At 41.5% G+C, this 24,500-nt stretch carries 19 protein-coding genes and 4 pseudogenes; all 23 read right to left on the bottom strand.

The features are described 5' to 3' along the window. Nucleotides 1–157: 157 nt before the first annotated feature. On the bottom strand, nucleotides 158–2,821 hold the full coding sequence (gene alaS / locus DW059_RS10215) for an alanine--tRNA ligase (RefSeq protein ID WP_330408383.1): 2,664 nt from the start codon (nucleotides 2,819–2,821) through the stop codon (nucleotides 158–160). 18 nt (nucleotides 2,822–2,839) lie between these two features. Further along, nucleotides 2,840–3,004: a vanadium nitrogenase gene (locus DW059_RS10210; protein WP_117698712.1), complete on the bottom strand. Its 165-nt coding sequence runs from the start codon at nucleotides 3,002–3,004 to the stop codon at nucleotides 2,840–2,842. Nucleotides 3,005–3,132: 128 nt separating this feature from the next. Further along, nucleotides 3,133–3,891, bottom strand: coding sequence for an MBL fold metallo-hydrolase (locus tag DW059_RS10205; RefSeq protein WP_117698711.1), 759 nt, complete (start codon nucleotides 3,889–3,891; stop codon nucleotides 3,133–3,135). A 10-nt stretch (nucleotides 3,892–3,901) separates the two neighbouring features. Continuing rightward, a pseudogene (locus DW059_RS10200) lies at nucleotides 3,902–5,205 on the bottom strand (amidohydrolase family protein). Nucleotides 5,206–5,296: 91 nt separating this feature from the next. Next, nucleotides 5,297–6,133, bottom strand: coding sequence for a purine-nucleoside phosphorylase (locus DW059_RS10195; RefSeq protein WP_022243267.1), 837 nt, complete (start codon nucleotides 6,131–6,133; stop codon nucleotides 5,297–5,299). A 38-nt stretch (nucleotides 6,134–6,171) separates the two neighbouring features. Further along, nucleotides 6,172–10,691 (bottom strand): annotated as a pseudogene (locus tag DW059_RS10190) (PolC-type DNA polymerase III). An 8-nt stretch (nucleotides 10,692–10,699) separates the two neighbouring features. Continuing rightward, nucleotides 10,700–11,758: a flavodoxin-dependent (E)-4-hydroxy-3-methylbut-2-enyl-diphosphate synthase gene (ispG, locus tag DW059_RS10185; RefSeq protein WP_117698710.1), complete on the bottom strand. Its 1,059-nt coding sequence runs from the start codon at nucleotides 11,756–11,758 to the stop codon at nucleotides 10,700–10,702. Nucleotides 11,759–11,786: 28 nt separating this feature from the next. Further along, nucleotides 11,787–12,818, bottom strand: a complete 1,032-nt coding sequence (rseP, locus tag DW059_RS10180; RefSeq protein ID WP_117698709.1) for an RIP metalloprotease RseP — start codon at nucleotides 12,816–12,818, stop codon at nucleotides 11,787–11,789. A gap of 1 nt (nucleotide 12,819) precedes the next feature. After that, nucleotides 12,820–13,962, bottom strand: a complete 1,143-nt coding sequence (dxr, locus tag DW059_RS10175) for a 1-deoxy-D-xylulose-5-phosphate reductoisomerase (RefSeq protein WP_117698708.1) — start codon at nucleotides 13,960–13,962, stop codon at nucleotides 12,820–12,822. An 8-nt stretch (nucleotides 13,963–13,970) separates the two neighbouring features. After that, a complete protein-coding gene (locus tag DW059_RS10170; RefSeq protein ID WP_117698707.1) occupies nucleotides 13,971–14,777 on the bottom strand; it encodes a phosphatidate cytidylyltransferase in 807 nt (268 codons plus the stop codon). A 1-nt stretch (nucleotide 14,778) separates the two neighbouring features. Beyond that, nucleotides 14,779–15,480, bottom strand: a pseudogene (locus DW059_RS10165) (isoprenyl transferase); the annotation flags it as partial. Between the two features lie 82 nt (nucleotides 15,481–15,562). Beyond that, nucleotides 15,563–16,117 (bottom strand): ribosome recycling factor, encoded by a 555-nt coding sequence (gene frr / locus DW059_RS10160; RefSeq protein WP_022243274.1) that lies wholly within the window; start codon nucleotides 16,115–16,117, stop codon nucleotides 15,563–15,565. Nucleotides 16,118–16,132: 15 nt separating this feature from the next. Beyond that, on the bottom strand, nucleotides 16,133–16,828 hold the full coding sequence (gene pyrH / locus DW059_RS10155; RefSeq protein WP_022243275.1) for a UMP kinase: 696 nt from the start codon (nucleotides 16,826–16,828) through the stop codon (nucleotides 16,133–16,135). After that, nucleotides 16,828–17,685 (bottom strand): polymer-forming cytoskeletal protein, encoded by an 858-nt coding sequence (locus DW059_RS10150; RefSeq protein WP_022243276.1) that lies wholly within the window; start codon nucleotides 17,683–17,685, stop codon nucleotides 16,828–16,830. The genes pyrH and DW059_RS10150 overlap by 1 nt, the downstream gene beginning before the upstream one ends. A 21-nt stretch (nucleotides 17,686–17,706) precedes the next feature. Next, complete coding sequence (locus DW059_RS10145; RefSeq protein ID WP_117698705.1) at nucleotides 17,707–18,690, bottom strand: polysaccharide deacetylase family protein; 984 nt, start codon at nucleotides 18,688–18,690, stop codon at nucleotides 17,707–17,709. Nucleotides 18,691–18,876: 186 nt separating this feature from the next. Next, the gene (tsf, locus tag DW059_RS10140; protein WP_022243278.1) at nucleotides 18,877–19,815 is read right to left on the bottom strand and encodes a translation elongation factor Ts; all 939 of its coding nucleotides are present in this window, start codon (nucleotides 19,813–19,815) and stop codon (nucleotides 18,877–18,879) included. 105 nt (nucleotides 19,816–19,920) lie between these two features. Then, a complete protein-coding gene (rpsB, locus tag DW059_RS10135) occupies nucleotides 19,921–20,658 on the bottom strand; it encodes a 30S ribosomal protein S2 (RefSeq protein ID WP_022243279.1) in 738 nt (245 codons plus the stop codon). A gap of 142 nt (nucleotides 20,659–20,800) precedes the next feature. Further along, on the bottom strand, nucleotides 20,801–21,022 hold the full coding sequence (locus DW059_RS10130; protein WP_117698704.1) for an endolytic transglycosylase MltG: 222 nt from the start codon (nucleotides 21,020–21,022) through the stop codon (nucleotides 20,801–20,803). Further along, nucleotides 20,998–21,354: a hypothetical protein gene (locus tag DW059_RS10125; RefSeq protein WP_117698703.1), complete on the bottom strand. Its 357-nt coding sequence runs from the start codon at nucleotides 21,352–21,354 to the stop codon at nucleotides 20,998–21,000. The genes DW059_RS10130 and DW059_RS10125 overlap by 25 nt, the downstream gene beginning before the upstream one ends. Further along, complete coding sequence (locus DW059_RS10120) at nucleotides 21,344–22,009, bottom strand: DUF6115 domain-containing protein (RefSeq protein WP_117698702.1); 666 nt, start codon at nucleotides 22,007–22,009, stop codon at nucleotides 21,344–21,346. The genes DW059_RS10125 and DW059_RS10120 overlap by 11 nt, the downstream gene beginning before the upstream one ends. Before the next feature lie 19 nt (nucleotides 22,010–22,028). Continuing rightward, nucleotides 22,029–22,337, bottom strand: coding sequence for a hypothetical protein (locus tag DW059_RS10115; protein WP_117698701.1), 309 nt, complete (start codon nucleotides 22,335–22,337; stop codon nucleotides 22,029–22,031). Between the two features lie 36 nt (nucleotides 22,338–22,373). Continuing rightward, nucleotides 22,374–23,969, bottom strand: coding sequence for a FapA family protein (locus DW059_RS10110; protein ID WP_158552106.1), 1,596 nt, complete (start codon nucleotides 23,967–23,969; stop codon nucleotides 22,374–22,376). A gap of 13 nt (nucleotides 23,970–23,982) precedes the next feature. Beyond that, nucleotides 23,983–24,500: pseudogene (locus tag DW059_RS10105) on the bottom strand (sigma-70 family RNA polymerase sigma factor); the annotation flags it as partial.

Below are 24,500 nucleotides of genomic sequence, written 5' to 3'. Positions count from 1 at the left end.
CTCACACCTAACCTCCCTCCAGTTGCGTATTGTGCATATTCAACTGTTTGGGTAATTTTATTGCACTACCAAAGATTATAGCATAATTTTCCCGTACGTCAACCGTTTTTTTGCTGTTTTTCCAATTTTCCGGAAAATATTTTTAATTCAGTATATTTTATGCTAACTGCTGTGCAAGAACAGTCTTTGCTTCTGTCAAAGCATCTTTGATGCCAGCCGGATTCTTACCACCGGCCTGAGCCATATTTGGACGGCCACCGCCGCCTCCGCCAACCTTCGCAGCAATTCCCTTGATGAGGTTACCGGCATGTGCACCCTTGCCCATTGCTTCCTCAGTTGCCATTGCAACAAGATTTACTTTGCCATCACAATCAGAAGCTAATACGATAACACCTTCGCCAAGCTTCTCTTTGAGCTGGTCTCCTAAGTCTCTTAAACCATTCATATCTACACCGGAAACGCTGGTTGCTAAAAGTTTCACACCAGCTACTTCCTCCACCTGATTCATAACATCACCTAATGCATCCTTTGCCGCTTTGCTCTTTAAGGATTCATTTTCAGACTGTAATGCTTTTACTTCGCCTAATACATGATTTACACGCTCAACAAGATTTGCAGGTGTCGCTTTTAATAATTTTGCAGCCTCTTTTAAGGTTTCTTCTAACTGGTCATAATATTCAAATACACCTTTGGATGTCAGGGCTTCAATTCTTCTGACTCCAGCCTGGATTCCAGCCTCGGAAATAATCTTAAATGCCTGGACTGCACTTGTATTGCTTACATGGGTACCACCGCAAAGCTCGGTAGAAAAATCTCCCATTTTTACAACACGGACATTATCACCGTATTTCTCACCAAATAATGCCATTGCACCGGTCTTCTTTGCATCCTCTAAAGACATTACTTCTGTTATAACAGGAAGTGCTTCTGCAATTTTCTGGTTTACAATGTCTTCCACTTTGGTAATCTCATCTGCTGTCATTGCTGAGAAATGTGTAAAGTCAAATCTTAATCTGTGCTCGTCTACATAAGAACCGGACTGCTGTACATGGGTACCAAGTACTTCTCTTAAGGCTTCCTGAAGAAGATGTGTTGCACTGTGGTTCTTTCCGATTGCAAGTCTTCTGTCTGCATCAATGGAAAGTTCTACTTCATCACCGGTCTTAATCATTCCCTTGGTAACTTTACCAATATGTCCGACTTTGCCGCCAAGCATCTTTACGGTATCTTCTACTTCAAAGACAAAGCTTCCGTCCTTGCTGCTGATAACACCGGTATCTGCTACCTGTCCACCCATGGTTGCATAGAATGGAGTCTTCTCTACGAAAATAGTTCCAATCTCACCATCGGATAAAGCTTCTGTGATTTCAGTCTCGGTAGTCATTACTGTAATCTTTGAGGTATAAGTATTGTTCTCATATCCGACAAATTCAGTTGTAATACTTGGGTCGATGGATTCATATACGGTAACATCTGCACCCATGTAGTTGGTTACTTTTCTTGCTTTTCTTGCTTTCTCTCTCTGCTCTTCCATTGCGGCCTTAAATCCGGCTTCATCAATGGTAAATCCTTTTTCTTCTAAGATTTCCTGGGTCAGGTCAAGAGGGAATCCGTAAGTATCATAAAGCTTGAAAGCATCCGCTCCGGATAATTCTTTCTTTCCTTCTTTTTCCAGCTTGTCCTGCATCTCTGCTAAGATAGCAAGTCCCTGATCAATTGTTTTATTGAATTTTTCTTCTTCCTGGGATAATACCTTGAAGATGAAATCTTTCTTCTCCTCTAATTCCGGATAACCATCCTTGCTCTCACGAATAACAGTATCACTGAGTTTTGCCAAAAACAGTCCATCAATTCCAAGTAATCTGCCATGTCTTGCAGCACGACGAATCAGTCTTCTTAAAACATAACCTCTTCCTTCGTTACTTGGCATAATTCCGTCGGATACCATAAAGGTTACAGAGCGGATATGGTCTGTAATCAGACGGATAGAAACGTCATCTAATGCATCCTGCTGATAAGTCTTTCCTGATAATTCACAAATCTTATCACGGATTGCTTTCATAGTATCAATATCAAATACGGAGTCTACATCCTGCATAACAACTGCCAGACGCTCTAATCCCATTCCGGTATCAATATTTTTCTGGGAAAGCTCGGTATAACCACCTTTGCCATCTCCTTCAAACTGTGTAAATACGTTGTTCCATACTTCCATGAAACGGTCGCACTCACATCCTACTTTACAGTCAGGACTTCCACAGCCGTATTTTTCTCCACGGTCATAATAGATTTCAGAACACGGTCCGCAAGGTCCTGCACCATGCTCCCAGAAGTTATCACATTCTCCGGTTTCCGGGTCACGATAGAATCTGGTAATTTTCTCTGCCGGAACACCGACTTCTTTGGTCCAGATTTCAAATGCTTCTTCGTCTTCTCCATAAATAGACGGATACAGGCGCTCCGGGTCAAGCTCTAACACTTTTGTTAAGAATTCCCATGACCATGCAATTGCTTCATGTTTGAAATAATCACCAAAAGAGAAGTTTCCAAGCATCTCAAAGAAAGTAAGATGTCTTGCTGTCTTACCTACATTTTCAATATCTCCGGTACGAATACATTTCTGACAGGTTGTCACTCTTCTTCTCGGCGGAATCTCCTGTCCTGTAAAATATGGCTTTAATGGAGCCATACCAGCATTGATAAGCAGAAGACTGTTATCATTATGTGGTACTAAAGAAAAGCTCTTCATTGCCAGATGTCCTTTGCTCTCAAAGAATTCAAGATACATTCTTCTTAAGTCATTTACTCCGTATTTCTTCACAATAATTCCTCCAAAAAACTATTTTTCTTCCTTTTTATCTTCATGTAATGCCAGTTCCTTTGCATCTTTCCGTTTCCGCAGTGCAATACCTGTGAATACACCGAGAACTGCAATTGCAACCAGAATCACAAAAATAACTACATACTGTAAAAAACTGCCTCCAAATGCGAGAAAATTATCCATACATTCTTCCTCCTGTTTTTAACTACGGGAACCACTTTTTACCGATTTCCCGTGTAACGAAATAGTTTCCTTCCCCTAAGCAGGAAACGTATTAAGTATAGACCAATTAATGGCATAATTCAAGAATTTCATTTGAGATTGTCCATATCAAATACCTGATTTTCTTTTTCGATATCCATGATTCGGTCCGTATACAAATGATTATCACATTTTTGCTTGTATTTTTCAATGGCAGAATAATCCTGCCACATATGCATCGGGAATACATAATCAGCTTCCACATTTTTCATGAAATAAGCCAAACCAAGGTCAGTATACTCACCAAGTCTCGGGTCTAAAACCACAAATGCCACATTGATATGCTCACCTTCTAACTTGCGTATCTGGTGTCTATAGTCCCGCTCCATCTTGCCATTAATCAGCTCTCCCACATGCTCCATCTTCCAGTTATGAAGGTCTCCTGCATGATAAATGGTCTTGCCACAGGTCTTTACCAGAAACGCCACACCGGCATCCGTGGAACGAAGGGTTCTTACCTTCACTTTTCCGATTTCATATTTCTTATCCGGAATGACATATTCGATACATTTCTTTGCCCGCTCCGGAATACCGTGTTTTTTCATAAAATTCGGACTCATTTTTGTATCTTTTGACAAAATAAAATGAATGTCTTCATAATCCTCTGCCAGTTTTAAAATATTCATATCAAAGTGGTCCTGATGCTTATGGCTTGCAAAGAAATAAATGGATTTGTCTTTGTCAAATACCGGAAGCACTCCGGTAAAAGTATAACCGGTTACACGGTTTCCTTCAAAATAATCAAATATCAAAATCACATCTTCCATTTCCACCACAAAACAGCTATGATGTACAAATATTACTTTCATATCGTTCCTCTCATTTCATTCTGCCAATAATTTCATTTGCTTTCCGGTATATTTCTTCCGGTTCAAATCCAATCTGAAATGTGTTATCTTCATAAAGAATTTGTCCATTTACCATAGTAGCTTTACATTCTGTTTGCTTCCGCTGTATACAATATTCCTGACGAGATTATTTTCCGGCTGCATATTCGGCTGTTTTAAATCAAGCATGATTAAATCTGCTTTCTTTCCCTCTGCCAGACTATCGCATTCATTTAATCCCATGGCAGCAGCTCCTCCTGTCGTTGCCATATAAAGTACTTCTTCCGCACCAACACAGGCTGCATCCTTTTCTCTGACCTTTGCCAGACCGGTAGTTAAAAACATTTCCCGGAACATATCAAGGCAGTTGTTACTTGCCGGGCCATCTGTTCCGATAGCAAGATTAATTTCCTCTTTTATAAAGCGGTCAATCGGTGCGATTCCGCTTGCCAGCTTCAGATTCGATGCAGGATTCGTTACTGCCGTAAGATTTCTCTTTCGAAAAATTTCAAAATCCTCATCTTCAAAATATACACAGTGATAACCACCGCCGCCATATTGAAACATTCCAAGCTCTTCCATCAGCCGGGTCGGTGTCATTCCATAACGCTCCTTACACTGTTCTACTTCAAGTGCAGTCTCGGAATTATGGAAATATACCGGTGCATGCAGCTTTTCGGATAATGCTGCCACCTGTTTTAAGTGCTCTTTTGAGGTGGTATATTCCGCATGAAATCCCGGCACATAACCGGTTAAGTCACTCATTTCATTGACTTTATGATAAATTTCTTCCATCTCTTCAATGGAGCTTGTAAAATCATTGAAGCTGCTGACCTGCATGGTCCGGAATCCACAGTCTATGGAAGCCTTTGCAATTGTCTCCGGAAAGAAATACATATCAAAATTTGAAGTGATGCCACTGGTCAGATATTCCATGATGCCTAGTATGCTGAGCCAGTATATATCATCTGCCGTAAGCAGTGCCTCTTTCGGAAATACCTGCTTTGTCAGCCAGTCCTGTAATGGCAGGTCATCCGCATAGGAACGTAAAAATGTCATAGCCGTATGGGTATGGGCATTTTTAAATCCCGGCAGCAGCAGGTTTTTCCCTGCGTCAATTTCCCTGTCCCAAAGAATCATTCCTGCCGGCTCTTTTTCAAAAACACGTTCCGTATCAAGGCCATCCCCGATATAGATAATCTCATTCTTCTTTACCCACAATTCCCCGGTTATCACCTGAAAAGAATGTCCCTCTGACGGCGCTAAGATTCTGGCATTGTAAAAACGTATATTCATACGCAATCCCCTCCTTATCTTCTACCTTCTCCTGATAGATATCTGCCTCTTATATTTAATTTCTATAGCTGCTTCCCGCTATACCATTTTCTTACAGAAATGTTTTCATACCGGTAATAGAATCGGTCACCAGCTTTTTAAACAATGGTGCAACACGATCTGCTGTCTCCTGAACTTCACGGTGTGTCAGGGAAAATGGTGAAATTCCTGCCGCAAGATTTGAAATACAGGAAATACCGCAGATTTTCATCCCCATATGATTTGCTGCAATGGCTTCACAGGCTGTACTCATGCCTACCGCATCTGCCCCCAGTACACGGCACATGGAAATCTCCTGTGGTGTTTCAAAATTCGGTCCTGATAACTGCAGGTAAGTGCCTTCCCGAAGCGGAATATCTGCTTCAATGGCAGCTTTTCGGATTATTTTCTGTAAATCCTCATCATAGATATGGCTCATATCCGGGAACCTTTCCCCCAGTTCATCGATATTTGCCCCGATTAAAGGAGATGGTACAAAGCAGCCAATCTGCCCGGTAATCATCATCAGATCTCCGGCTTTCATTCCCTGCTGTATTCCCCCTGCAGCATTGGTAAGAAAGAGTACCTTTGCGCCCATCATTTTCATTAATCTTGTTGGCAGCACAACATCCTGCATGGAATAACCTTCGTAATAATGCACACGTCCCTGCATACATACTACCGGCACATCCCCTACATAACCGAATACGAAGCGCCCCTTATGCCCCGGTACCGTTGATACCGGAAACCCTTCGATATCGTGATAATCAAGCACTGCTTCCACCTTCATATTCGTGTCAGCATAATCTCCTAATCCGGAGCCTAAAATCAATGCTGCCTGTGGTTTAAAATCAATCTTATCTTCAAAACATGCATAACATTTTAAAAGCTTTTCATATACTTCGTTCATGCTCCTCACTCCTTTTAACAATTATACCTTCCTATGTATTAAAAATCAAATAAAGAAAGCTGGTTCGATTCCGGCAAGTCCCCAAATAATCCAAGGTCTCCCATCAGATCAATTACGGTCTTACTAACTTTGGTCCGCTGTCTGAAATCATCCTTGGAAAGGAACGGACCATCCTTTGCAGCCTCTACCACTGCCTCTGCCGCCTTCTCGCCAAGACCATCTATCGTACTTAAGGCAGGCATCAGTCTGCCATCAATAATCTGGAAACGGGATGCCTGGGCTTTATATAAATCAATGGTCCAGAACTCATAGCCTCTTGCATACATTTCCTGCACAATACGCATATCCTTATAGGTATCCTGCTCCTTCTTCGATAGTGAATCCTTTCGTTTCTCATAATCACGCATGAAATAATTCAGCTTGTCTTTTCCCTGACACATAAGCTCATAACTGAATCCGGTTGCACGGATGGAAAAGTATGCTGCATAATATGCCAGCGGATAAAACACCTTACAGTAAGCAATACGCCATGCCATCATAACGTATGCCGCCGCATGGGCTTTCGGGAACATATACTTAATCTTCTTACAGGACCAGATATACCAGTCTGGTACGCCGTGGGCAGTCATTTCTTCCTCCCACTCCGGTTTTAGCCCTTTCCCTTACGGACAGACTCCATAATGGTAAAGGATTCCTCACTGTCAAGTCCCATACTGATAAGATAAATCATAATATCATCACGGGTACAGATTGCCGTAGAAATGGTTGCTTTTCCCTCTTCAATCAATGTCTGGGCATTTCCTAACCATACATCCGTACCGTGTGAAAGACCTGCAATTCGAATCAGATGGGAAAAGGACTGCGGGTCTGCGTCAATTAACATCTGCATCGCAAAGTCTGTTCCAAACTCAGGAATTCCAAGGGCACCGAGTGTACAGTTCGTCAACATATCCGGTGTAATACTCAGTGCACTGGTATTCTTAAATAAGGACATAACGGACTTATCATCCAGCGGAATCTTCTGTGCATCAATTCCAGTTAAGTCCTCAAGCATACGGATCATGGTCGGATCGTCGTGTCCGAGAATATCAAGCTTTAATAAGTTGTGATCAATGGAATGGTACTCAAAATGAGTCGTAATAATATCGGTTGTCATATCGTTAGCAGGATGCTGAATCGGTGTAAAGGAGTAAATTTCTTCCCCCACTGGCAATACTACGATACCTCCCGGATGCTGTCCGGTGGTCCGGTGGATTCCCACGCAGCCCTGCACAATCCGGTCTATCTCACAATTTCTCTTATGCACACCATGCTCTTCATAATAATTCTTTACATAACCGAATGCGGTTTTATCTGCCAGCGTACCAATGGTTCCGGCACGGAAGGTCTGTCCCGCGCCGAAAATTACTTCTGTATATTTATGGGATTTACTCTGGTAATCACCGGAAAAGTTAAGATCAATATCCGGCTCTTTATTTCCCTTAAATCCAAGGAATGTTTCAAACGGAATGTCAAATCCTGCTTTCACCAGTGGTTTGCCGCAGTTCGGACACCGCTTATCCGGCATATCACAACCGGACTGTCCGCCATATTCCTTTACTTCCGGCGAATCAAAATCACTGTAATGACAGTGGGCACAGTAATAATGTGGTGCCAGCGGATTTACCTCCGTGATTCCGGACATGGTTGCCGCAAAAGAAGAACCTACGGACCCACGGGAACCTACCAGATAACCATCCTCATTGGATTTCCAAACCAGCTTCTGGGCAATGATATACATTACCGCATAACCGTTTCCGATAATGGATTTTAACTCCCGCTCCAACCGCTCCGATACGATTTCCGGCAAATCCTCTCCATACATCTCATGTGCCTTGTTATAGCAGATATCACGCAGCATCTGATCGGAATTTTCAATTACCGGCGGACACTTATCCGGGCGAACCGGAGAAATGCGCTCGCACATATCTGCGATCTTATTGGTATTATCGATAACAACTTCTTTCGCTTTCTCACTGCCTAAATAGCTGAATTCCTCCAACATTTCTTCTGTGGTACGAAGATATAGCGGAGCCTGCTCATCGGCATCCTTAAAGCCTTTACCCGCCAGAATAATACGACGGTATACTTCATCCTCCGGGTCCATAAAATGCACATCACAGGTTGCCACAACCGGCTTATGGAATTCTTCTCCTAATTTTACAATCCGGCGGTTAATGTCCTTTAATTCATCCATGGTGGAAATCGGTGCTTTTTCATCTTTTATCATAAATGCATTATTTCCAAGAGGCTGGATTTCAAGGTAATCATAAAACTTCACCAGACGGATAATCTCTTCCTGCGGCCGTCCCTGTAAAATTGCCTGATAAAGTTCTCCCGCCTCACAGGCAGAACCAATCAGTAAGCCTTCCTTGTGTTTTAAGTATTCGCTCTTTGGAATTCTCGCCCTCTGATGGAAATAATCAAGGTGGGATAAGGATATCAGCTTATAGAGATTCACACGTCCCAGATCATTCGTTGCAAGAATAATAGCATGATGGGTCGGCATCTTCATAACGGTCTCTTTACTGACATGTCCCTCGGCATTTAATTCATCCAGTGTATTGATGCCACGGTCAGCAAGCATTTTTACAAACTTTTCGAAAATTTCAGCGGTACATGCCGCATCATCTACCGCACGGTGATGATTCTCCAGCGAAATATTTAATGCCCTTGCTACGGTATCCAGCTTAAAACGGTTCAGGTTCGGCAGCAGCATTCGTGCCATGGCAACGGTATCTGCAATGGTAAAATCATAAGGAATGCTTAAACGGTCACAGTTATATTTGATAAAGCTCATATCAAAATCAGCATTGTGTGCTACCATAACAGCACCATCACAGAAGGCTAAGAACTCCGGCATAACTTCCGCAATCACCGGTGCCGTAATTACCATATCATCTTTGATTCCGGTCAGATTTTCAATGTGGAACGGAATCGGCACTTCCGGATTAACAAAAGTGGAAAAACGCTCGGTTATATTCCCCTTTTCTACTTTTACCGCACCAATTTCAATAATTTTATTTACCAGCGGTGAAAATCCGGTGGTCTCTATATCGAATACCACATAGGTATCCTGCAGGGACTGATTCTTTGAATTTTCTACAATGTCCTTTAAGTCATCCACAAGATAAGCTTCCACACCATAGATAATCTTAAAGTCCGGGTCATCCGGCAGTGCATGGTTTGCAATCGGGAATGCCTGGACATTTCCATGATCGGTAATCGCCAGTGCCTTATGTCCCCACTTATATGCCCTTTTTACCAGATCTCCTACATCAGTAACACCATCCATGTCACTCATCTTGGTATGGCAATGAAGCTCTACTCTCTTTAACGGGCTGTTGTCCATTCTTATTGTAGTAAAATCAGGGATTTTTTTAATTCCGACAATGGAGCCGATGGTCAGCTCACTGTCAAATTTATCAATGGTCGTTACACCTTTAATTTTAAGAAATGCTCCCTTTTTCAAATCTCCCATCAGTTCCGGTAGATTCTCATTTTTTGTAAAGATTTTAAGCACAATGGAATCTGTAAAATCCGTTACTGACATAATGATAATTGTCTTTTCACCACGGATTTCTCTTGTATCTAATGTCATTATCTGTCCACGGATGACAACTTCTCCCATTTCACCTACGATGGTCTCAATCGGAATTGCATCCTCTTCAAAATCACGGCCATAAATAACATCCGGATTGTCTGATTTTTTAACAAAATCTCTTCTCTGGAAGGAAGATTTTCCCTTGAAATCCTTTCCGCCGGAAAAGTTATTCTTTCCAGCAGCAGGTGCTACTCCTGCACCTTCTGTGCCGGTAGTCTGTTTTTTCTCCGGGGCAGCAGGTGTTTTTTCCTTTTCTGACGCTCTAGCATCCGGCTGTGCGTTTGCTTCATTGGCAGCAGGCTGTTCCATGCCATCCGCATTCTGCGTTCTTGCAGCAGCGGTTCGTGCCACGATATGGGCAACCTCTGTTTCAATCTGGCTGTCTGCGCTCTTTAAATAATCATTTTCTGCCGGCTTCTCATACTGTGGCTCAATCATTAATTTTAATCCACAACGTTCGCAGATGATTTTTTCTAAGATATCAATCAGTTCATTGCTCCGCTCTGTGGCAACAATGGTATCCTCTAAGGTAAGAATCATATGGTCTTCCCGGTCAAATTCCATTTTGCTGCAGCGCATCAGATTATAGAGCAATACGCTGTAATTGCGAATCTCTTCTAAAATACTCTCCCGGTATACCACCATCAGTTTTTCCGGTGTATACTGGCTGGATAAATTAAATTTTTCTATGATTTTAACAGCTATCTCCTTGTGCGGAAATAGCTGTTGTCTGATTTCTTGTTCAATATGATAGATTTCCGGTTTGGGAATTAGCCTTGTACTCTCTAAATAAATCCGCAGTGCATTCTGTGCGGAATTCGATGCCACTTTTGTAATCTCTGTTTCTTTCAAAAGTGCACTCATCTCTCCGGTAATCTTTAATGTCGGAAAAACTTCAAAAAACAGTTTTGCCATAATTTTTCCTACTCCTTATTCCAGTTCAAAAGTTCCTTTCTTAATTCACTTAAGAGCTGATTCTCCGGTACTTTACGGTCTATCTGACCATGCTTTATAATTAGTCCTTCTCCCACACCACCGGCAATTCCGATATCGGCTTCCTTGGCTTCTCCCGGTCCGTTGACTACACAGCCCATAACAGCAACCTTGATGTCTAAAGGAATATCCGCTACCATATTCTCTACCTGATTTGCCAGTTCGATTAAGTTGATTCTTGTTCTTCCACAGGTCGGACAGGATACGACTTCTATACCACCTTTACGAAGCCCTAAAGTTCTTAAAATCAGTTTTGCTGATTTGATTTCTTCTAACGGATCTCCGGTTAATGAAACACGAATGGTATCTCCAATCCCCTGATTTAAAATCAGTCCCAGTCCAATGGAGGATTTAATATTTCCGCTGATAATCGTTCCTGCCTCTGTAATTCCCACATGCAGTGGATGATCGGTTTGCTCAGCAATCAGTTCATGGGCTTTTACACACATCATAACATCTGAAGATTTGATACTGATAACGAGATTGTCATATCCCATATCTTCAATAAGATGCACTTTATCCAAAGCACTTTCTACAATGCCTTCTGCGGTAACACCATGATATTTTTCTACTAAATCCTTTTCCAGTGAACCGCTGTTGACTCCCACACGGATTGGAATATTTCTTTCCTTCGCTACGTCTACCACAGCCTGCACACGCTCTTCGCTTCCGATGTTGCCCGGATTGATTCTGATTTTATCTGCACCATGCTCCATGGCAGCAATAGCCAGCCGGTAATCAAAATGAATATCTGCAACCAGTGGTATTGCTATCTGCTTCTTAATCTCAGTCAATGCTTCTGCGGCTTCCATTGTCGGCACCGCACAGCGGATGATATCACAGCCTGCCGCTGCCAGACGGTTAATCTGCTCTACGGTTGCTTTTACATCCTCTGTCTTTGTATTGGTCATTGACTGTATCAGGATTGGATTTTTTCCACCGATGATACGGTCTCCTATTTTTACCACTTTCGTATCTTTTCGTTCCATGATTGCTTTTCCTCCTGTGCAGGATTATTTAAAATAATTTTCGAATATCGTTAAACATAACAAGCACCATCAATGCCAGAAGCAGCATCAGTCCGACAAAATGAACCATGCCCTCTTTGTCCGGATCCACCCGTTTCTTTCTGACGGCTTCTATAATCAGAAATACCAGTCTTCCTCCGTCTAATGCCGGTAATGGAAGCAGGTTCATAATTCCAAGATTGGCAGTCAGCATTATGGAATAATTAATTAATGTCAATACCACCGATAGCGTTCCCGCTGACTTGCTCTCGTCATAAGTATCACCAATATTCTTTACAATACCTACCGGTCCCGAAAGTTCATTGACACTGACTCTTCCGGTCACTAACATCTTCAAGCTGTCCATGGTAACTTCTATCCAGTATTTCACTTCATATACGCTATATTTTATGGTCTCAAAAATATTACCCCGCTCACGCATGGTATTTCCATAGATTCCAAAGAGATTTCTTCCTGCTTCTTCATTATATTTCGGGCTGATAGTACAGGTATATTCCTCTCCATCTCTTTCATAGGTCACTTCCAGATTCTCATTGGAATGAAACAGCGTGTAAACACTTACTTCACGATAAATATGAATGTTCTTTCCATTGATTTCTTTAATGATATCTCCAGCCTGAAGTCCTGCTTCCTCTGCCGGATATCCTTCCATAACACCTTTTACCTCCGGCCGGTCAAATCCGGCTGTCCCGATAACAATCAGTGCCAGAAAGAATGCCAGAATAAAGTTAAAAACCGGTCCTGCCGCTACAACTGCTATTCTCGCCCATACGGACTTGCTGTTAAAGGAGCCTTCACTTTCCGACTCTCCGTCTTCGCCTTCCATCATACATGCTCCACCAAAAGGCAGCAGTTTTATGGAATATTTTGTCTCTCCCTTTGTAATTCCAAATAGCGTTGGTCCAAGTCCCAGGCAAAATTCATTTACTTTGATTTTATTTTTCTTTGCCAGCAAAAAATGTCCCAGTTCATGAAAAATAATAATAAAACTGAACATTAAGATTGCAATGATTATTTTCAATCTACCACCTGCTCTCTATATACTCATACGCAGCCTGCTCTGTTGCAAGGATTTCTTCTACGGACGGACTGGCAATATAGGTACACTGCTCCATACACGCCTGTGCAATTTCCGGAATCTCCAAGAAACGGATCTTTCCGTCTAAGAACATTGCTACCGCTCTCTCATTTGCTGCATTAAAAGCAGTCGGAATGTTACCGCCCTTTCTACAGGCTTCATAAGCCAGTTTCAATCCGTAAAAAGTCTCCATATCCGGCTCTTCCAATGTAATTGCCTTCATTTTCCAGAAATCAAGCCGGTCTCCACTTAAGTGTAACCGTTTCGGATAATACAGGGCATACTGGATTGGAAGCCGCATATCTGCCGTTCCAAGCTGTGCAATGACTGCACCGTCTTCATACTCTACCATAGAATGTATGATACTCTGTGGTTGTACTACAACCTGAATCTGGTCTGCATTTACATCAAACAGCCATTTTGCTTCAATGACTTCAAGTCCCTTATTTATCATGGTTGCGGAATCAATAGTGATTTTACGTCCCATGCTCCAGTTCGGATGCTTCAATGCATCTTCCACTTTTACCTGTTCTAATTCCGCCCGCTTCTTTCCACGGAATGGTCCGCCGGAAGCTGTCAAAAGTATTTTTGCAATTTTATTGTCTCCGGCTCCCTGCAGAGACTGAAAGATTGCACTGTGTTCACTGTCCACTGGAAGGATTTTCACATTACATTCCTTTGCCAGCGGCATAATAATATGTCCTGCGGTAACTAAAGTCTCCTTATTAGCTAGTGCAATGTCCTTTCCTGCTTTCATAGCGGCTATGGTCGGACGGATACCAAGCATACCCACAATGGCAGTTACAAGAATCTCTGCTTTCTCTTCCGTTGCTACTTCTAAAAGTCCTTCCATCCCGGAAGCCACCTTTACCTTCAAATCTGCAACCCTTGTCCGAAGCTCAATCGCATCCTCTTCTGCCCATACAGCAACCAAAGCCGGATGAAACTCCCGGATCTGTTCTTCTAATTTTGCAATATTATGTCCTGCCGCAAGTGCAGTTACTTCAATATCTCCATGTTCTCTTACAACAGAAAGTGTCTGGGTTCCGATGGAACCAGTGGAACCTAAAATTGCAATCTTCTTCATGTTTCCTCCTACTTGCCAATCAGATATAATGCAAGATAATAAATAATTGGCGCTGTAAATATTACACTGTCAAAACGATCTAAGATTCCACCATGGCCAGGAATCAGTTTGCCATAATCTTTAATGTCATAATTACGTTTGATTGCAGATGCAGTCAGGTCTCCAATCATAGATATGATTGCCCCAATCGCACAAATCATGCAAAGCATAATGATATCACGGTTGGTGCTTCCCATAGAGCCCTGGAAAACAAAGCAATAAATCAGGGTTAATAATGCTGCTCCCACTACTCCGCCAACAGCTCCTTCCCAGGATTTCTTCGGAGAAAGCACCGGTGCCATCTTGTGTTTTCCAATCAGCACACCCACGCAATATGCACAGGTATCGCAGCCCCAGGAGCATAAGAAAATTAACCATACAATATAAGCTCCACCCGGTAGCATTCTGGTCTGATATACATAAGAAAGCATCACCGATACATAAAATACACCAAAAAATGCTGCTAACATCTGCTCGGTATGATATTTCGGATAAGAAAATACATATACAAACATCAGCACTACCAAAAGTGCGATGACAAATAACAGCATATCCGGAATAAACTGAAATTTCAGATTGCAATAATATACAATCGTTGCCAGTCCGCCGACGACACCGGCACAGCTTTTTTCAATTTTAAACACACGATACAGTTCATACAATCCAATCAAAGAAATAATTCCGGTTACTGCCAGCAGCAAATCATTTCCGGTAATAATGAATACCAGTGCCAGAATTACCAGCACGATTCCACTTAATAATCTTGTCTTAAACATATTACTCCTCCTCTATCTTTCCATATCTCCGGTCTCTTCCGCTGTAATCCTCTACTGCTTTACGCAGTTCTTCCGGTGTAAAGTCCGGCCATGGAACCTCTGTAAAATATAACTCACTATAAGCAAACTGCCACAGCAAGAAGTTGGAAAGCCGCTGTTCTCCACTGGTGCGGATCATAAGATCAGGATCCGGGATATCTTTCGTATCAAGATAGGATTCATATTTCTCTTCGGTAATCTCCTCTGCCGAAATACCATCCTGCCACATTTTCTTCATTCCACGGATCATTTCATCTCTTGCTCCATAATTAATGGCAATCTGTAAATTCAGTCCCGTATTATGGGCAGATTCTCTTTCCAATACAGCAATCTGCTGCTGGAATTTATCATCCAGCCGGCTGGTATCCCCGATTACACGGACTCTCATATTATTCTTGTCCGCTGTCTTTATACAGTTCTTAAGATAACTGCTCAAAAGCTTCATCAAAGCATCTACTTCATTCTGTGGACGGTTCCAGTTCTCTGTGGAAAATGCATACATGGTTACGTATTCTATGCCCAGATCATGCGCTGCTTTACAGATAACTTCAACATTCTTTGCCCCCATAGTATGTCCATAGTTTCTTGGCATTCCTCTTTTCTTTGCCCAGCGTCCGTTTCCATCCAGAATAATTGCAACATGTTTTGGAATCTTCATCTTTGTTCTCCTTTTTACAGATGTTTACAACATAAAAGGGGACACGGCAATCGCGCTATGTCCCCATATGTGTCGTACATGGATAAGATTATACCGTAAGGATTTCCTTTGTCTTTTCCTCTACTGCACCATCAATTTTTGCAATATATTTATCCGTAATTTTCTGAGTATCGTTTTCTAATTCCTTTAATTCATCCTCAGATACTTCATTTGCTTTGTTCTGTTTCTTGAATGCATCATTGGCATCCCTTCTGATATTACGGATTGCCACCTTGGCATTCTCACCTTTTTTCTTAATATCCTTTGCCAGTTCTTTACGTCTTTCCTCGGTAAGCTCCGGGAATACAAGACGGATTACTTTACCATCGTTGGTTGGATTTAAGCCTAAATCAGATGTTAAAATTGCTTTTTCAATCTCTTTTACAAGGGATGCTTCCCAAGGCTGGATCTGAATCATTCTTGGCTCCGGAACATTGATATTTGCAACCTGCTGTAACGGGGTCGGTGTTCCATAATAATCTACAGTAATTCTGTCTAAGATATGCGGATTCGCTCTTCCTGCCCGGATAGTTGCATATTCTTCCACAAGATTCTCGTATGATTTCTGCATTTTCTCTTCATATGGGTTTAATCTGCTATCCATAAATAATCTCCTTTATTATACAGTCACTTTCGTGCCGTTAAATTTTCCGCTCATTGCATTTACAATGCTGTCCGGCTCATTTAATCCGAATACATACATTGGCATTTTATTTTCCATACACATAATAGATGCGGTTAAATCTACTACTGCAAGCTTCTTATCAATCACTTCCTGAATGGATACCTCATCATATTTCTTTGCTGCCGGATTTACCTTCGGGTCACTGTCATAGACACCGTCAATGGCTTTTGCCAGGAAAATGCCCTCTGCATCCATTTCAATGGCACGGAGTACAATTCCGGTATCTGTTGAAAAATAAGGATGTCCTGTTCCACCTGCAAAAAATACTACCATTCCTTTTTCAAAATATTTATTGGCACGGTCTTTTGAGAAAAGTTTGGTCATGCTTCCACACTCAAACGGAGTCAGAATCTGTGTCATCATTCCAACAGAACGGAAGATTTCAGATACATAAATACAGTTCATAATCGTTGCAAGCATACCAATCTGGTCTGCTTTGGTACGGTCGATAGTCTCGCTGGAACGTCCTCTCCAGAAATTACCGCCACCAATTACGATTCCAACCTGGCATCCGCCATCTACAATCTGTTTTACCTGGCGGGCAACTTCTGTTACGGTCGGCTCATCAAAACCTGTTTTCTTTTCTCCTGCAAGTGCTTCTCCACTTAATTTTAAAAATACTCTCTTCATTATTTATTCTCTCCAAAAAGACTTTCCACATCAATATCAGCATAGCACTGGGAACAGAAACCTTCGATAACTGCACCATTGTTAATCTGAACAGAACGGGATTTGATGTTACCCATAACAACTGCAGAAGTATCTACAACTACAGGTCCCTGAACATCGATATCGCCCTTGATTGCTCCTGCGATAACTGCAGAGCTTGCGGTAATATTTCCAATAATGACAGAACCAAGTCCGATTTTAACAGTTCCGGTGCTTACCACTTCACCTTCTACTTTTGCAGCATCAGCGAAGAATTCAGCAGAATTGCTGTTTCCATTGATAGTTCCGGTAACAACCAGCTTGCCATTACACTGAACATCACCATTAATATTTCCACGGATATCTAAAGAACCAGTAGATGCCATATTACCTGTAATGGATGTTCCTTCTGTGATTACAGATACTTCATCTGAAACTTCATCTGATGTCTGAACCGGAGCAAAATGCGCCGGAGTTGCCGGCTGTACCGGTGTTACTGTCTCTTCTGGCATTGTCATGGTTTCATTTGCTGTTGTCTCACTCATTTTACTTTCCTCCTGAATATGTAAATCTTCTTTTTCTTCTGCAGCTGGTGTCTCTACTTTTGTTTCTGTTTCCTGTGCCGGTGCTTCCTTCTCTACCGGAGCATTGGCATCCTTGGTAACCTTTTCTAAAAGTCCGTCCAATTTGGATAATTCAGACTCCACATCCAGTTCATCTTCCAATGTATTGACTACTACATCGTTATCCTGCTCTGCTGCCTCTGTTGTGTCTTCACCCGGTACCAGTTCGTTCACTGCCTGTGATAAATCCTCTTTAAAATCTTTAAAAAAGCTCATTCTTAAAAACCTCCATTTTTTCTATTGAACACTGTCTGCACTAATATGCTGTATTACAGTTGTATCCTCAGTAATCGGAAGTAACTCTACTCCCTGTGCCTGTAGTGCCTCAATCATCGGACCTAAGGCTTCCACCGTTGTCTCCTTCGTATTTGCATCATGAAGTAACACAACCGATGTTTTATATTTTACCACATCCTCTAACACATTATCTACCAGCTCGTCCGCTGTATATGCCTGTGATGTAGCATCACCACTGGTTACATTCCAGTCAAAATAAGTAACATCCTGATCATTCAGATATTTTATAAACTCTTTCATATCAGTATTACTGACCTGATTGCTGCTTCCACCCGGGAAACGATAATAATGGCAATCCTCTCCCGTTATATCATAAAGATAATTTTGTATTTTGGTAAAATCATCCTCAAAATTTTCAAGCGAATCGTAAATCACACTGTATTTATGGGAATAAGAATGCATTCCCAGTGTGTGCCCCTCATTTACAATTCTTTTATACATCTCCTGGGACTCTTCATCTTCTTTTCCTACAACAAAAAATGTTGCTTTCACATTATACTGCGCCAATGTATCAAGAATAGCTGCCGTATTGGAACTTGGTCCATCATCAAAGGTAAGATATACTTTAAGCTGATCTCCCGGCTGTGCCTTGTTGCTTTCATCCTCTGCCACCAATGGCTGGATAATCGAACTGTCTGCATTCTGATCCTGATATTCTGTGTCTGTCTGTAATTCCGTTCCAGTAGACATTTCTCCTTTCGACTGGTTCTCGTCCTGCTGTACCTTTCCGGAAACAATACCGCTTGATACCAGCCTGTCTATCTGGTTCTGTAAAGAAATTACCCGGCACAACAATACCACGCACAAAATAATCGATATCAGCATCCAGGCGAAGATAGATGTTATAATCCCCGTCTTCATGCGATTAATGCGTTTTCGCCTTTCCCGCTGTTCCTTTAACCCCTTCGTGGTCTTCTCTTCCATGTAGTGACCTCCCGGTCATAAAATCTCTTTTCTATTGTAACACACTTTAACAAAATATCACTATAAAAAATAATTTTAATTGAATTACTTCTTGAGATTTTTCTTTCTTTTGTCAGAAAATTCCCCTGCAGAAATCACTCTACAGGGGAATTTTATATACTTTTACAATTTGTGCTAAGCTTTTGCTTAGTTTCCTGCTATCTGAGCAGCAACTTCTGCAGCAAAGTCTTCATTTTTCTTCTCCAAACCTTCACCTGTTTCGAAACGTACAAACTTCTTAACAGATACAGGAGCACCAACTTCTTTGGAAACCTGCTCTAAGTATTTTCCAACTGTCTGTTTTCCATCTTCTGCTTTTACATATACCTGATCTACTAAGCAGATTTCTTTTAACTCTTTGCTGATACGTCCTTCGATCATTCCATGGATAACCTTTTCCGGTTTCTGGGACTCTTTCGGATCATTCATAATCTGAGCTAAGAGAATTTCTTTCTCATGTGCGATGTAATCTGCACTTACTTCATCTCTGGAAACATATTTTGGATTTAAAGCTGCTATCTGCATTGCAATGTTGGTTAATGCTTCTTTTACTGCATCATTTACAACAGTTGTGTCAGCATCAACGATAACACCGATTCTTCCGCCGCCATGGATATAAGATACTACACAACCATTCTCAGCTACAACCTTTTCGAATCTACGAATCTTTAAGTTCTCTCCGATAACTGCAACTTTCTCTACTAATGCATCTTTTACTGTCTTGCTTTCATCTGCATTCCATTTTTCTTCCATGAATGCATCCATGTCTGCTGCGTCAGAGTTTACTGCCTGTGTTGCAACAGCCTCTACAAACTCACGGAATGTATCATTTTTAGCAACGAAGTCTGTTTCAGAGTTAACTTCAACAACTGCTGCTGTCTTATCATCTTTTACTACAACAGTACAAAGACCTTCTGCTGCAATTCTTCCAGCTTTCTTCTCAGCTTTTGCCTGTCCGTTTTTTCTTAAATATTCAACAGCCTCATCCATGTTGCCGTCTGTTTCACCTAATGCTTTTTTACAATCCATCATTCCTGCGCCGGTTAATTCACGCAGTTCTTTTACCATTGCTGCTGTAATAGCCATCTTCATTTTCCTCCATTTATTTTTTCTAAAGGTAAGGACAGGCAATTACTGTCTGTCCTGTTTTATACACACGTTGTGTGTTTCTTATCGTTTAAAATACTGTTCTTATGCCTCTACAGCTTCTTCTGCATCCTCTGCAGCTTCAGTGTCAACATCAACAGTTCCCTGATTTGCTTCGATAACAGCATCTGCCATTTTAGAAACGATTAATTTAACGGCTCTGATTGCATCATCGTTACCAGGAATTACATAATCTAACTCTTCCGGATCACAGTTTGTATCTGCAATACCAATAAGTGGAATTCCTAAGGAATGAGCTTCCTGAACGCAGATTCTTTCTTTCTTAGGATCTACGATAAAGATAGCATCTGGAATCTTCTTCATTTCTTTGATTCCGCCTAAGTTCTTCTGTAATTTATCTAATTCTTTCTTTAATTTGATAACTTCTTTCTTAGGAAGAACATCAAATGTTCCATCCTCTTCCATAGTTTCGATTGCTTTTAATCTTGCAATACGGCTCTGGATTGTCTTGAAGTTAGTAAGCATACCACCTAACCATCTCTCGTTTACATAGAACATGTTACAACGCTCTGCTTCTGTTTTGATTGCATCCTGAGCCTGTTTCTTTGTTCCTACGAAAAGAATAGTACCACCATCAGCAGCGATATCTGCCATGGCTTTGTAAGCCTCATCAACTTTACCTACAGATTTCTGCAGGTCGATGATGTAGATACCATTTCTCTCTGTGTAGATGTATGGAGCCATTTTAGGGTTCCATCTTCTGGTCTGATGTCCAAAATGAACACCTGCTTCTAATAACTGTTTCATTGAAATAACGCTCATTGTTTTTCCTCCATTTGGTTATTCTTCCATATACTTCTTATTATCAGACAACCTTGCGGCACCAATCTGACAATCGGTATATGTGTAAATTTATCGCAACGCATGGATTATATCATACTCAGCCATGCTATGCAACCTTTTTTTAATGATGAATCGTTTTATCCGTAAGTATTCCGGCAATTTCTTCATAGCCAGCCCCTTCCGGAATCGTTACGGTTCCAGGCAGGACAAAATTGGCATAATTATTATCTACCATATATTTATTAAATGCTTCTGCATTGTCCACAAGACCTTCTTCCTGCAGACGCTGTGAAACCGCATTAGAAGAATCTCCTACTTCTACGGTAAATTCCTTCTGTACCATATTGGTCCATCCTGTGACGGTGGTACGGCATCCGCTCCATCTGTTCCCACATCCTGCGATATCTCCCCTGAATCAGTTGTTCCCGGCTGCATATCTGTCTGTTCTGTATTAAAACCGCCTTCCGTGCTCTTTGGAATCTCATCTTCTGTTTCTGTAGCTTTTGGTATGGTGTCCTTTCCGGTATCTTCCATTACCATTCCAAGTTCTTTTGCCCTTGCAATGATTTCATCATCTGAAAGGTCATTTTTCTTCATTGCAAATGATATGGATAAGATAATCGTGCTTATCAGAATACCAATTCCCAAGCCTCTCAGATAATACTTAAACTTCACTTGTATCTACTCCTTTATACAATCCTACAACCAATCTCACTTCACCCTGTCCAAGGCCCAGTTCCTTTGCTATCTCTACATACGATTTTCCCTGACTGTATAAGGCAAGGATTTTTTCGTTATGATTCGTCTGCTCCGGCTGTTCTTCCATCTCTCCGGTTGCCGGTTCCGCTTCTGTCTCCACCGGTTCCTCTGTGGCTTTTACTTCTTCTGTTTCTTTAACTACAGACTCTTTCGCCTCTTCTAAGCTCTCACCGATTTCGGCTGACATCTCGCCAATTTGTCCTGCAAGCTTTGTCAGTTCTGTGTGCTTGTCATTTAGCATGCTGTATAAAAACATAATCTCATTATGGGTCTGATTCATCTTCTCCATAACGGTATCCGAATATTCACCGATTGCCAGCATTTTTTCATTGGTCTCTTTATCCAGTGCCCGCTCCACCTTATCTGTGGAATCTTCAATTGCATGGTCAATCTGGTCTTCTATCGCAGCTTCTGCATCTTTCAACTTGTTTTCCAGTATTTTTTTTATCTCATTCTGACTCAGTTCCGCAATACGGTCTAATTCTGCACCGGATAGCTTTTCTGTTACCATAAAGCTTCCTATCATCATAACCAGACCAGCCAGAATCAGGATGATTTCCACGCCTGTCATCTGTCAGATACACTCCTTTTTATATTTTAACATCAAAGCCGCCAATTGCACCTTTGATAACCACACGGTCTTCTTTCTGTTTCTTTTTCCGTTGTTCCTGCCGCTGGTACTGACCCTTTCCCTCTTCCTTTGCATCAAAACGATGTTCTTCCATCTGGGAATCATCTTTCCTGGTCACCTGCTCTGATTGGCGGTATTCTTCTCTTTGCACTTCCATCTGTATATTTTGCTGATCCACCATAGGTTTCATATCCTGCTGTTGTTTCAGTGTTCCAACATCCTGTGTTCTCTGAATAACTCCATTCATATCTACCGGACGAATTGACATATCCACACACCTCCAGCCTGTCTCAACCATATGTCATTACATATTTGAGATTTTTACTTCACCCTCATCCTTATAAAGCTGACAGAAGCTTCTGTCATCCTTTACAACAAGGCTTACATCGGTAATATTTACAATTACTCCCGCATACAGTATCTTTGATACTTTCACCCTTGCATTGCTACTGCCATTTAATATACTCTGCAGCCTTTCGTATTCATGCTCTAATGGTGTACGCTGAGCTTCCTTCTCCTTAAAAGCACGCATAAGCTGTTCAATATACTGGATTTTTCCCTGATCCAGTTTTTCTTTATTCTTAAGCTTCTCTCCATAGGTAGTAAGAATCGTCCGAATCTGCTCAATGGTCTTATTCAGCTGAAGCAGTTCTTCCTGCACTTTCACATAACGTTCTTTCTTTTCCGGATCCACACCAACTTCAATACGTGTTCCTGCTCCAAGGCTGGAACCAATGGTCTGGGCCTCTACCAGACTGCCCGCCCGGATAACACCACCTGTTATGAATCCATTCTTACCACTTACGCGAACCTCCGTTGCTGCGGATACCTTACTATGTAAAATAGAATCTGTTTCAACATAACCTCCGGAAATGATGGTTGCATTTTCAATAAACTTGCAGATAACATTTCCCTGTGCCCGAAGTATTCCTTTGGTCATTCCATGAATTCCACGTTTTACAATAATCTGACCACCCGCCTGTATCAGCGCATCTTCTACCACGCCTTCTACTACTACATCACCTTTTGCAATAATTGAAAAACCACCTTTTACATTACCTCTTACGGTAACGTTTCCCGGATAATCAATATTACCGGTGGAATTATCCACATCAGCCGGCACTTCATAGACATCTGATACAAATACTTTACCATTTACCAGACTTGCATGTCCGGTTACTTCAGAGTACAGTTCTGTTTTGTCTTCCGATACCCGGATATTATTTCCATATTCTAACCGGAGAGAGCGTACCTGTTTTGGTTTAATTTCTTTTCCCTGTACATCATATCCTTTGATTCCATGATCTTCCGGAAATAATTTTGCCAGAAGGTCTCCTTCTTTGATATGGCTGATTACATTCAGTTCACGGTAATCTACCGAACCATCTTCATTTTTCTTCGGCTTTAAATCAACATCTGTATTAAAATAATATTCAATTCTGGCATCCTGACCATCTACCGGTTTCTTTCCTTTTGCCAGCACAAAATCGGTACAGTATTCCCTATCCTGGAAAAATTTCAAAATTTCATCCTGATCAACCCCTGCTTTGACACCTTTTGCAGTTAAATCCCTTAAGATTTCCTGCACATTCATATTCGTGCCGCCTGCAGCCGGATAAAATCTGCATACCGCCTCCATGGCATCTGCTGATACTGTTACGGACATCTCTTCATTTATCTGAATCGGATAAATATCTCCGACCATAATCTCTGTCATCTCATTGCTGTTAATTGCTGCAACCAGTTCCTTTAAATTATAATCCGGGCAGCCATGCCTTTCCAGATACTCTGTCAGTTCACCAATTTCAATAACATTTCCTTCCAGAGCTGCCGGGAAAAGCTTAATATAAGTCGCATGTTCCTTTATCACAAATTGAAAATAAGCATTTGCCTGTCCCATAGCTTCCCTCCTTTTAACTTTCATCAACCAATATATCCATATAACTTCCCATTTTCTTTTTCATCTTTGCCAGAGCCCTGGTATGAAGCTGGGATATTCTTGATTCAGATACTTCAAGAATACTGCTGATTTCCTTCAAGGTAAGTTCTTCATAATAATAAAGTTCAATTACCCTGCGTTCCTTTTCCGTCAAGGTCTCAAGGCTTTGTGCCAAAACTTCTTTCAGTTCGCTTTCTGCCACCACATCTTCCGGTTGTGCAAAATGGGAATTTTTTGTCGCATCCATCGCAGGCTCTGTTCCCTGCTCCACAAACTCATTTAAAGAAACAACATTGGTAACTTTTAACTGGGACTGCCAGTTCAGGTATTCAGTCCTCTGATACCCCGAGTTCGCTTGCAATCTCTTCATCCAATGCCGTCTTTCCTGTCTTCATTTCTATATTTTTTATTGCTTCGTTCAATCTTTTTCTGTTTTTGGCGAACAGCCCTCGGTTATCCAGTCCATTTTACGAATCTGGTCTAATATTGCCC

It is taken from the genome of Roseburia sp. AF42-8 (assembly GCF_003435965.1).
GTDB classification, from domain to species: Bacteria; Bacillota; Clostridia; order Lachnospirales; family Lachnospiraceae; genus Roseburia_C; species Roseburia_C amylophila.
Note: the sequence above shows the minus strand (reverse complement) of the source record. Positions and strands in the feature narration are given on the sequence as shown.